The following is an 11720-nucleotide window of genomic DNA, read 5'->3' on the forward strand; positions in this document are numbered from 1 at the left end:
CCCGCTCCGCATCGATTTTCCTAGGACGGTCAGCATGGCATCGAGCCCGCGCAACGTCGCTCCCCGCCCTGTGGGCGGTTCGTTCCCTCGCAAGCAGGGCATGTACAACCCCGCGTTCGAGAAGGACGCGTGCGGCCTGGCCATGGTCGCCACGCTCCGCGGGGAGCCCGGCCACGACATCGTCGACCTGGCGCTGACGGCGCTGCGCAACCTCGAGCACCGCGGCGCGATCGGCTCCGACGCCGGCACCGGCGACGGAGCGGGCATCCTCACGCAGATGCCGGATGCGTTCCTGCGGGCGGTCGTCGGCTTCGAGCTGCCGCCCCGGGGCGAGTACGCCGCCGGCATGGCATTCCTGCCGCGCGATGAGGACGAGCGCGAGGCCCAGAAGCGCGGCATCGAGCAGATCGCCGCCAGCGAGAACCTCGTCGTGCTCGGCTGGCGCGAGGTGCCCGTCGAGCCGGAGCACCTCGGCAAGCTCGCCGACGAGGCGCGGCCCGCGTTCGAGCAGCTGTTCCTCTCGCGCCCGGCCGTGGGCGACGAGCCCGCGCTCTCGGGCATCGACCTGGACCGCCGTGCCTACCGCCTCCGCAAGCGCGCGCAGCACGAGCTCGGCGCGTACTTCGTGTCGCTCTCGAGCCGCACGCTCGGCTACAAGGGCATGGTCACGACGCTGCAGCTCGAGCCGTTCTACCCGGACCTGCAGGACGAGCGCTTCGCCACGGAGCTCGCCGTGGTGCACAGCCGTTACTCCACCAACACGTTCCCGTCGTGGCCGCTCGCGCAGCCGCTGCGCATGCTCGCCCACAACGGCGAGATCAACACCGTCGGCGGCAACCGCAACTGGATGCGCGCGCGCCAGTCGCAGCTCGCGTCCGACCTGCTCGGCGACATCCAGCCGCTGCTGCCCATCACCTCCGACACCGAGAGCGACTCGGCGTCGTTCGACGAGGTGCTCGAGCTGCTCACGCTCACGGGCCGCAGCCTGCCGCACGCCATGCTCATGATGGTCCCCGAGGCCTACGAGAAGCAGGCGGACATCGACGACGACCTGCGGGCGTTCTACGAGTACCACTCGCTGCAGATGGAGCCGTGGGACGGCCCCGCGTCGCTGCTGTTCACCGACGGCACGCTCGTGGGCGGCATGCTCGACCGCAACGGGCTGCGCCCCGGCCGCTGGACCGTGACCACCGACGGCCTCGTCGTCGTGGGCAGCGAGACGGGCGTGCTGGACTTCGCGCCGGAGCGGATCGCCCGCCGCGGCCGCCTGCTGCCCGGGCGCATGTTCCTCGTCGACACCGCCGAGGGCCGGATCATCGGCGACGACGAGATCAAGCGCGAGCTCGCCACGATGCACCCGTGGAAGGAGTGGCTCGCCGCCGGCGGCGTGCGCCTGAAGGACCTGCCCGAGCGCGAGCACATCGTCCACCCGATCGCATCGATCAACCGCCGCCTGCGCACCTTCGGCTACACGGAGGAGGAGGTCCGCATCCTCCTGACGCCCATGGGCCGCACCGGCGCGGAGCCGATCGGCGCCATGGGATCCGACACCCCGATCGCGGTGCTCAGCGAGCGCCCGCGGCTGCTGTTCGACTACTTCACGCAGCAGTTCGCGCAGGTCACGAACCCGCCGCTGGACTCCATCCGCGAAGAGGTCGTCACGAGCCTCAAGCTCGGCCTCGGCCCCGAGGAGAACCTCCTCGCGTGGGGTCCGAAGCACACCCGCATGGTGGGCCTGGACTTCCCGGTGATCGACAACGACGAGCTCGCGAAGATCCAGTACATCCACTCGGCGCTGCCCGGGCGCTCGTCGGTGACGATCCGCGGCCTGTACCGCGTGGCCGGCGGCCACAAGGGCATGCGCAAGCGCCTCGAGCAGATCTGCGCCGAGGTCGACCAGGCGATCGAGGACGGCACCGAGTTCATCGTGCTGAGCGATCGCGACAGCAACCGCGATCTCGCGCCGATCCCGTCGCTGCTCATGGTGTCGGCCGTGCACCATCACCTCATCCGCCGCTCCACCCGCATGCGCGTGGGCCTGGTGGTCGAGGCGGGCGACGTGCGCGAGGTGCACCACGTGGCCACGCTGCTCGGCTACGGCGCCTCGGCGGTCAACCCGTACCTGGCGATGGAGACGGTCGAGAACCTCGTCCGCAGCGGGGCGATCACCGGCGTCACACCCGAGAAGGCCGTCAAGAACCTCATCTACGCGCTCGGCAAGGGCGTGCTGAAGATCATGTCGAAGATGGGCATCTCGACGGTGTCGTCGTACGCGGGTGCCCAGGTGTTCGAGGCCGTCGGCCTCTCGCAGGAGCTCATCGACACGTACTTCACCGGCACGGAGTCCAAGCTCGGCGGCATCGGCCTGGAGCAGATCGCGGCCGAGAACGCCGCGCGCCACGCGTTCGCCTACCCGGAGGACCGCGCGCCGCGCGTGCACGAGCGCCTGTGGACCGGCGGCGAGTACCAGTGGCGCCGCGACGGATCGCCGCACCTGTTCAACCCCGAGACGGTGTTCCGGCTGCAGCACTCGACCCGCACCAAGCGCTACGACATCTTCCGCGAGTACACGCGACTCGTCGACGACCAGGCGGCCGAACTCAAGACGCTGCGCGGCATGTTCAAGCTGCGCACCGCCGGCCGCAAGCCGATCCCGATCGACGAGGTCGAGCCGGTGTCGTCGATCGTAAAGCGCTTCTCCACCGGGGCGATGAGCTACGGCTCCATCTCGAAGGAGGCGCACGAGACGCTCGCGATCGCGATGAACCGCCTCGGCGCGAAGTCCAACACGGGCGAGGGCGGCGAGGACGTCGACCGGCTCATGGACCCCGAGCGCCGCAGCGCGATCAAGCAGGTCGCGTCGGGCCGGTTCGGCGTGACGAGCCTGTACCTCACCGAGGCCGAAGACATCCAGATCAAGCTCGCCCAGGGCGCCAAGCCGGGCGAGGGTGGCCAGCTGCCGCCGGGCAAGGTGTACCCGTGGGTCGCCCGCACGCGCCACGCGACCGCGGGCGTGGGCCTGATCTCGCCGCCCCCGCACCACGACATCTACTCGATCGAGGACCTCAAGCAGCTCATCTTCGACCTGAAGCGGGCCAACCCGAAGGCGCGCATCCACACCAAGCTCGTGAGCCAGTCGGGCATCGGCGCGGTGGCGGCCGGCGTGGCCAAGGCGCTCAGCGACGTGATCCTCGTCTCGGGGCACGACGGCGGCACCGGCGCGAGCCCGCTGAACTCGCTCAAGCACGCGGGCACGCCGTGGGAGCTCGGCCTCGCCGAGACGCAGCAGACCCTCATGCTCAACGGCATGCGCGACCGGGTGGTGGTGCAGGTCGACGGACAGCTCAAGACCGGTCGCGACGTGCTGATCGGCGCGCTGCTGGGCGCCGAGGAGTTCGGCTTCGCGACGGCGCCGCTCGTCGTCAGCGGCTGCATCATGATGCGGGTGTGCCACCTCGACACCTGCCCGGTGGGCGTGGCCACCCAGAACCCGCTGCTGCGCGAGCGCTTCACCGGCAAGGCCGAGTACGTCGTGAACTTCATGGAGTTCATCGCGCAGGAGGTGCGCGAGTACCTCGCGGAGCTCGGCTTCCGCTCGCTCGACGAGGCGATCGGACGCACCGACCTCCTCGACGTGAACGGCGCGATCGAGCACTGGAAGGCGAACGGCCTCGACCTCTCGCCGATCCTCGAGGGCCCGGCCTTCGCCGACCGCGAGCCGCGCCGGCACCTGCGCCCGCAGGCGCACGAGCTGGACGAGCACTTCGACGTGCCGCTCATCGAGCGCGCGCGCGACGTCATCGCCCACGGCGGCCGCATCGACATCGACCTCCCCGTGCGCAACACGGCGCGCGCGGTCGGCACGCTGCTCGGCCACCACGTCACCAAGGCGCACGGCGAGCAGGGCCTGCCCACCGGGTCGATCACCGTGACGCTGCACGGCTCGGCCGGGCAGTCGTTCGGCGCGTTCCTGCCCAGCGGCGTCACCCTCCACCTCGAGGGCGACTCGAACGACTACGTCGGCAAGGGCCTCTCGGGCGGGCAGATCATCATCCGCCCTCCGCAGGGCTCGACGTTCGACCCGTCGGAGAACGTCATCGCCGGCAACGTCATCGGCTACGGCGCCACGCGCGGATCGATGTTCCTGCGCGGCATGGTGGGGGAGCGCTTCTTCGTGCGCAACTCCGGCGCCACCGCCGTGGTGGAGGGCGTGGGCGACCACGCGCTGGAGTACATGACGGGCGGCCTGGCCGTGATCCTCGGCAAGACGGGCCGCAACCTCGGCGCCGGCATGTCGGGCGGCACCGCGTACGTGTACCGGCTCGACGAGAAGCTCGTCAACCGCGACTCCCTCGCCAGCGGCGAGCTGACCCTGGGCGAGCTCGGCTCGGCCGACTACGAGATCCTGCGCGACCTGCTGGAGCAGCACACCACGCTCACGGGCTCGGAGTCGGCGCGCCGGCTGCTCGACGATTTCGAGAACGAGGTGGCCAACTTCGTGCGGGTGCTCCCGCGCGATTACGCCGCCGTCATGGAGACCCGCCAGGCCGCGGTCGCCGAGGGGCTGGACCCCGACGGCGACGTCGTCTGGAACCGCATCCTGGAGGTGACCGGTGGCTGACCCCAAGGGCTTTCTGAAGGTGACCGAGCGGGAGCTGCCCGCTCGCCGTCCCGTGCCCGTCCGCATCCTGGACTGGAAGGAGGTGTACGAGCCGGGCGACTCGGCCGTGCTCCGCCGCCAGGCCAGCCGCTGCATGGACTGCGGCATCCCGTTCTGCCACCAGGGCTGCCCGCTGGGCAACCTCATCCCGGAGTGGAACGACCTGATGTACCGCGGCGAGGGGCGCGCGGCCATCGAGCGCCTGCACGCGACGAACAACTTCCCGGAGTTCACGGGTCGCCTGTGCCCCGCGCCGTGCGAGAGCGCGTGCGTGCTCGGCATCAACCAGCCCGCCGTCACGATCAAGCAGATCGAGGTCTCGACGATCGACGAGGCCTTCGCCAACGGCTGGGTCGAACCGAAGGCGCCCTCGCGCCTGACGGGCAAGACCGTCGCCGTCGTGGGCTCGGGCCCCGCGGGCCTCGCCGCGGCGCAGCAGCTCACCCGCGCCGGCCACACGGTCGCGGTGTACGAGCGCGACGACCGCATCGGCGGCCTGCTGCGCTACGGCATCCCCGACTTCAAGATGGAGAAGCGCCACCTCGAGGCGCGCCTGCGCCAGATGCAGGACGAGGGCACGCGCTTCCGCGCGGGCGTGACGATCGGCGTCGACATCAGCTGGTCCGATCTGCGCGCCCGCTACGACGCCGTCGTGATCGCCACGGGCGCCACGCTGCCGCGTGATCTGCCGATCCCGGGCCGCGACCTGGCCGGCGTGCACTTCGCGATGGAGTACCTCGTCGAGTCGAACAAGGCCGTCGCGGGCGACACCGTGCCCCACCAGATCACCGCCGAGGGTCGCCACGTCGTCGTCATCGGCGGCGGCGACACCGGCGCCGACTGCATCGGCACCGCGCACCGCCAGGGCGCCCTGAGCGTGACGAACCTCGCCATCGGCAAGCGCCCGGCCGACACGCGCCCGGAGAGCCAGCCGTGGCCGATGACGCCGCAGGTGTTCGAGGTCTCCTCGGCCCACGAGGAGGGCGGCGAGCGCCAGTTCCTGGCCTCGACCGTGGAGTTCCTCGCCAACGACGCCGGCGAGGTGCGCGCTGTCCGCGTGGCCGAGACGGAGTACGTCGACGGCCGCCGCGTGCCCAAGAGCGGCACCGAGCGCGAGATCCCCGCCGACCTCGTGCTGATCGCCATGGGCTTCACGGGGCCCGAGCGCGACCTGCTCGAGGAGCAGACCGACACGCAGTTCACCGAGCGCGGCAACATCGAGCGCGACGGCGACTTCCAGACGACCGTCCCCGGCGTGTTCGTCGCGGGCGACGCCGGCCGCGGTCAGTCGCTCATCGTGTGGGCGATCGCGGAGGGCCGCTCGGTCGCGGCGAAGGTCGACGCATACCTGATGGGGGAGACCCTGCTGCCGGCGCCGGTGCACCCCACTGACGCTCCGATCGGCCTGTAGCATCGAGACGTGGCCGGATGTCCGGCCGCTACCCCGACGCCCTGGCTCTCGTGCGGAGAGTTGTCGGGGCATCATGCGTGCGGAAGGTGAACCGTTGAGACGTGCCAAGATCGTCGCCACCCTCGGGCCGGCGACGTCCACCCAGGAGACAGTCAAGGAGCTCATTGAGGCCGGGGTCGACGTGACCCGCTTCAATCTGAGCCACGGCGACTACTCCGTTCACGACAACAACTACGCGAACGTGCGTGCCGCGGCGGAGGAGGTGGGCAAGCCGGTCGCCGTGCTCGTCGACCTGCAGGGCCCCAAGATCCGCCTCGGCAAGTTCGCCGACGGGCCCCACGAGCTGGCCGTCGGCGACATCTTCAAGATCACGATCGAGGACATCCCCGGCACCAAGGAGATCGTCTCCACGACGTTCAAGGGCCTCCCGGCCGATGTGAAGCCGGGCGACTTCCTGCTCATCGACGACGGCAAGGTCCGCGTCAAGGTGATCCAGTCCGACGACACCGTCGTCACCACCGAGGTGGTCGTGGCCGGCACCGTGTCCAACAACAAGGGCATCAACCTGCCGGGCGTGGCCGTCAACGTCCCCGCGCTGAGCGAGAAGGACGAGGCCGACCTGCGCTGGGGTCTGCGCAAGGGCGCCGACCTCATCGCGCTGTCGTTCGTGCGCGACGCGAAGGACATCCAGCGGGTGCACGTCATCATGGCGGAGGAGGGGCGCTTCGTCCCCGTCATCGCCAAGATCGAGAAGCCGCAGGCGGTCGACCACCTCGAGGAGATCATCGAGGCCTTCGACGGCATCATGGTCGCCCGCGGCGACCTGGGCGTCGAGCTGCCCCTCGAGGCCGTGCCGATCGTGCAGAAGACGGCCGTGGAGATCGCCCGTCGCCTGGCCAAGCCGGTCATCGTCGCCACGCAGATGCTCGAGTCGATGATCGAGAGCCCGGTCCCGACCCGCGCCGAGACGAGCGACGTCGCCAACGCGGTCATCGACGGCGCCGACGCGGTCATGCTCTCGGGCGAGACGAGCGTGGGCGCCTACCCGGTGGTCACAGTGCAGACGATGGCCCGGATCATCGAGTCGACCGAGGAGCACGGCCTCGAGCGGATCCACCCGATCACGAACCGTCCGCGCACCCAGGGCGGCATCATCACGCTGGCCGCCGTGGAGGTCGCCGACTTCGTCGAGGCGAAGTACCTGTGCATCTTCACCGAGGGCGGCGACTCGGCCCGCCGCATGGCGCGTCTGCGTTCGCGCATCCCGATGATCGCGTTCACGACCGACGAGGCGATCCGTCGCCGCATGGCGCTGACGTGGGGCATCCGCTCGGCGCTCGTCGACCCGGTCGACCACACCGACCGCATGTTCATCCAGGTGGACGACTACCTCCTCGCCAACGACCTGGCCAAGGTCGGCGACAAGGTCGTCGTGATCTCCGGTTCCCCTCCCGGGATCTCCGGCTCGACGAACGACATCCGCATCCACAAGGTGGGCGACGCGGTGCACGGCGCCGCGCCCGTGTATCAGCAGGGCTGATCCGGCGGAGCGAAGGCGGGCGGGCGCGAAGGCGTCCGTCCGCCTTCCCGTAGGCTGGGACGAGGCCGGCGTGGCGGAATGGCAGACGCGGCGCACTCAAAATGCGCTGTCCTCACGGGCGTGCGGGTTCGAGTCCCGCCGCCGGCACGAAGTGACGGTGGTGGGCGAGAAGCCGCACCGGGCCCCCGCGTTGACGAGCGCGAAGCGCGAGGAACACAGGCGATCGACGCGTCATTGGGCGATGCACCGGGGACACAGGAACCGCGACAGTAGGATGGAAGCGTGAGCGAAGAGCAGCAGAGCGTCCCAGCCCCCGCACCCCGCCGCGTGGTGGTCGCGGAGGACGAGTCCCTCATCCGCCTCGACATCGTGGAGATCCTCCGCGACAACGGCTACGACGTGGTCGGCGAGGCCGGCGACGGCGAGACCGCGGTGCAGCTGGCCACGGAGCTGCGCCCCGACCTCGTGATCATGGACGTGAAGATGCCGCAGCTCGACGGCATCAGCGCCGCCGAGAAGCTCAACAAGAACCACATCGCGCCCGTCGTGCTGCTCACGGCGTTCAGCCAGAAGGAGCTCGTCGAGCGGGCGAGCGAGGCCGGCGCGCTGGCCTACGTCGTCAAGCCGTTCACGCCGAACGACCTGCTTCCCGCGATCGAGATCGCCCTGGCCCGCCACGAGCAGATCATCACCCTCGAGGCCGAGGTCGCCGACATGGTCGAGCGCTTCGAGACCCGCAAGCTCGTCGATCGCGCCAAGGGCCTCCTCAACGAGAAGATGGGCCTCTCGGAGCCCGAGGCCTTCCGCTGGATCCAGAAGGCGTCGATGGACCGCCGCCTCACGATGCAGGACGTCGCCAAGGCGATCATCGAGCAGCTCTCGCCGAAGAAGGCCTGACCGCCGGTCGCATCGCTCGGTCGTCACCTCCCGGGGTCGTCGAGCGGAGCGCTCGAAGAGCGCGCAGCCGAGACGGGTCGAGCGGAGCGGCGAAGCCGCGGAGTCGAGGCCGTGCGCCTCAGGCTGCGGGCGCGTCCTTGATCATGTTCGTGATGCGGACGGTCGAGCAGCGCTTGCCCCGCTCGTCCGTGATCGCGATCTCGTGGACGGTGATCGATCGCCCGAGATGGATCGGCGTGCACACGCCCGTGACGAGGCCGGAGGTCGCCGACGAGGTGTGCGTGGCGTTGATGTCGACGCCCACGGCGAGGCGACCGGGGCCGGCGTAGAGGTTAGCGGCCATCGAGCCGAGCGATTCGCCGAGCACGACGTAGGCGCCGCCGTGGAGCAGCCCCACGCCCTGCTGATTGCCCTCGACCGGCATCGTCGCGACGGCCCGATCGATGGAGAACTCGGTGAGCGCGATGCCCATCTTCCGCGCCAGCGGCCCCATGCCGCGCTCGTCCGCCCAGGCCATCCCGTCGATCTCGGTCATCCCGCTCCCTCGCAATCGAATGTCCGTCCCCCTCGTTAGGCTGACAGGGTGACGGACTCCGCAAAGCCTACCCTTCTGGTCGTCGACGGCCATTCCCTCGCATACCGGGCGTTCTTCGCGCTCCCGGTCGAGAACTTCTCGACGAAGGACGGCCAGCACACCAACGGGATCTACGGCTTCCTGTCGATGTTCGTCAACCTCCTCAAGGCCGAGAAGCCGACCCACGTGGCCGTCGCCTTCGACACCTCGCGCGAGTCGTTCCGCACCCGCGAGTACGCGGAGTACAAGGCCACGCGGTCCGAGACGCCGGCGGAGTTCAAGGGCCAGATCCCGCTGCTGCAGGAGTGCCTCGACGCCATGGGCGTCACCGTGCTGACCAAGCCCGATTACGAGGCCGACGACATCCTCGCCACCCTCGCGACGCGCGGCGAGAACGAGGGCTGGAACGTGCTCGTGTGCTCCGGCGATCGCGACACGATCCAGCTCGTCACCGACGGCGTCACGCTGCTGTACCCCTCCGTGCAGGGCGTCTCGCAGCTCAAGCGCTACGACCCGCAGACGGTCCGCGAGCGCTACGGCGTGGAGCCGGCCATGTATCCCGACATCGCCGCCCTCGTCGGCGAGACGAGCGACAACCTGCCGGGCGTGCCCAAGGTGGGCGAGAAGACGGCCGTGAAGTGGCTGACGCAGTTCGGCTCGCTCGATGCGGTCCTCGAGGGCGCCGACACGATCAAGGGCGTCGTCGGCGGCAACCTCCGCGAGCACCTCGACGACGTGCGCCGCAACCGGCGCCTCAACCGCCTGCTGCGCGACGTGGAGCTGCCGGTCGGCCTGGACGACCTCAAGATCAAGCCGCTCGACGGGCAGGCCGTGCGCGACATCTTCGCGCGCCTGGAGTTCCGCGCGCTCCTGCCGCGGGTGTTCGAGGCGGCCGGGGCGCCGGCCGAAGAGGAGCCGGCGGCGCCGATCGCGCAGGCTCCCGCGCCGGTGCAGCTCGACGCCGAGGCGCTGGCCGCGTGGGTGGCGAACGCGCAGGGCGAGGTGGGCGTGACGGTCACGCTGCTCGGCGGCCAGCCCGATCGGCTCGGCCTGGCCACGGCCGACGAGGTCGTCGAGGCCGCGTGGGGCGACGACGTCGCCACCGCGCTCGGCCCGTGGTTCGCCTCGGACGCGCCCAAGGTCATGAGCGACGCCAAGCCGCAGATCAAGGCGCTGGCGCGCGGGGGAGTGAGCCTCGCGGGGCTGGCCTTCGACGCGCTGCTGGCCGGCTGGCTGCTGCGGCCGTCGTTCCCCGACAAGACCCTGGGCCACCTCGTCGAGCGCCTGCTCGGCGAGAAGCTGCCCGAGGCCGACCCGTCGCAGCTCGTACCCGAGACGGAGGGCGCCACGCCCGGTCAGCTGTCGTGGTTCACGCTGCGGGTCACCGAGGCGCTGCGCGAGGAGATGCCGGAGTCGGTCGCCCGCGTGCTCACCGACATCGAGCTGCCCACTGTGGCGACGCTGGCCGCGATGGAGCTCGCGGGCGTGGCCGTCTCGCACGCCAAGCTCTCGGAGTTCTCGGGCGAGCTCGGCGCCCGCGCCGAGACCATCGCGCAGGAGGCCTACGCGGCGATCGGCCGCGAGGTGAACCTCGGCTCGCCCAAGCAGCTGCAGGAGGTGCTCTTCGAGGAGCTGCAGCTCCCCAAGACGCGCAAGACGAAGACCGGCTACACCACCGACGCCGCCTCGCTGGCCGACCTGCAGGAGAAGGCGCACCACCCGTTCCTCGACCTGCTGCTGCGCCACCGCGAGGCCACCAAGCTCAAGCAGATCATCGACGGCCTCGACGCCGCGATCGACTCGACCGGCCGCGTGCACACCACCTACGTGCAGACGGGCAGCCAGACCGGTCGGCTGTCGAGCACCGACCCCAACCTGCAGAACATCCCCGTGCGCACGGAGGAGTCCAAGCGCATCCGGGCGGCGTTCGAGGTCGGCGCGGGGTACGAGACGCTGCTGACGGCCGACTACTCGCAGATCGAGATGCGGATCATGGCGCACCTGTCGGGCGATCCCGGGCTCGTCGAGGCGTTCAACTCCGGCGAGGACCTGCACCGGTTCGTCGGCTCGCGGGTGTTCGGCGTCGATCCGGCCGATGTCACGCCCGAGATGCGCACGAAGGTGAAGGCCATGTCGTACGGCCTCGTCTACGGGCTCTCGGCGTTCGGCCTGGCCAAGCAGCTGCGCATCGACCAGACCGAGGCCAAGAAGCTCATGCTGGACTACTTCGCCCGCTTCGGCGCGGTGCGCGACTACCTGCGCGCGTCCGTCGAGGCGGCCCGCGAGGTCGGTTACACCGAGACGATCTTCGGGCGCCGGCGACCGTTCCCCGACCTGAAGAGCCCCAACCGCCAGCTGCGCGAGAACGCCGAGCGCGCGGCGCTCAACGCGCCGATCCAGGGCAGCGCGGCCGACATCATGAAGATCGCGCTGTTCCGCATCCACGAGGACCTGCGCGCACACGAGTCGCGGGTGCTGCTGCAGATCCACGACGAGCTCGTGATCGAGGTCGCCCCGGGCGAGTGGGACGTCGTCGAGGCGATCGTCCGCGATCGCATGGGATCGGCCGCCGAGCTGTCGGTGCCGCTGGATGTGCAGGTCGGCCGCGGGGCCGACTGGAACGAAGCCGCTCACTGAG

The 11720-nt window shown here is 70.4% G+C and carries 6 protein-coding genes and 1 tRNA gene; 6 read left to right on the top strand and 1 reads right to left on the bottom strand.

Features of this window, described 5'->3' with window-relative positions; genetic code table 11:
• The first annotated feature begins 34 nt into the window (after window positions 1–34).
• From gltB to E3O41_RS06635, 5 genes are all read left to right on the top strand, one after another.
• Window positions 35–4621 carry a glutamate synthase large subunit gene (gene gltB, locus E3O41_RS06615; RefSeq protein WP_067023233.1) on the top strand — a complete coding sequence of 1529 codons (4587 nt, stop codon included), beginning with the start codon at window positions 35–37 and terminating at the stop codon, window positions 4619–4621.
• Complete coding sequence (locus tag E3O41_RS06620; RefSeq protein ID WP_067023236.1) at window positions 4614–6071, top strand: glutamate synthase subunit beta; 1458 nt, start codon at window positions 4614–4616, stop codon at window positions 6069–6071. The genes gltB and E3O41_RS06620 overlap by 8 nt, the downstream gene beginning before the upstream one ends.
• Before the next feature lie 94 nt (window positions 6072–6165).
• Entirely contained in the window at window positions 6166–7611 is a 1446-nt protein-coding gene (gene pyk, locus E3O41_RS06625; protein ID WP_067023239.1) for a pyruvate kinase, read from the top strand.
• Window positions 7612–7675: 64 nt separating this feature from the next.
• Window positions 7676–7758 (top strand) — tRNA-Leu (locus E3O41_RS06630).
• A gap of 135 nt (window positions 7759–7893) precedes the next feature.
• Entirely contained in the window at window positions 7894–8508 is a 615-nt protein-coding gene (locus E3O41_RS06635; RefSeq protein ID WP_067023241.1) for an ANTAR domain-containing response regulator, read from the top strand.
• A 118-nt stretch (window positions 8509–8626) separates the two neighbouring features.
• On the opposite strand, the gene E3O41_RS06640 is transcribed toward E3O41_RS06635, so the two are convergent.
• Window positions 8627–9043, bottom strand: a complete 417-nt coding sequence (locus tag E3O41_RS06640; protein WP_067023243.1) for a PaaI family thioesterase — start codon at window positions 9041–9043, stop codon at window positions 8627–8629.
• Between the two features lie 48 nt (window positions 9044–9091).
• On the opposite strand from E3O41_RS06640, the gene polA reads away from it, so the two are divergent.
• Window positions 9092–11719: a DNA polymerase I gene (polA, locus tag E3O41_RS06645; protein WP_067023246.1), complete on the top strand. Its 2628-nt coding sequence runs from the start codon at window positions 9092–9094 to the stop codon at window positions 11717–11719.
• Window position 11720 lies beyond the last annotated feature (1 nt).

The sequence above is a fragment of the Microbacterium sediminis genome (assembly GCF_004564075.1).
In the GTDB taxonomy this organism is placed as follows: Bacteria; Actinomycetota; Actinomycetes; order Actinomycetales; family Microbacteriaceae; genus Microbacterium; species Microbacterium sediminis.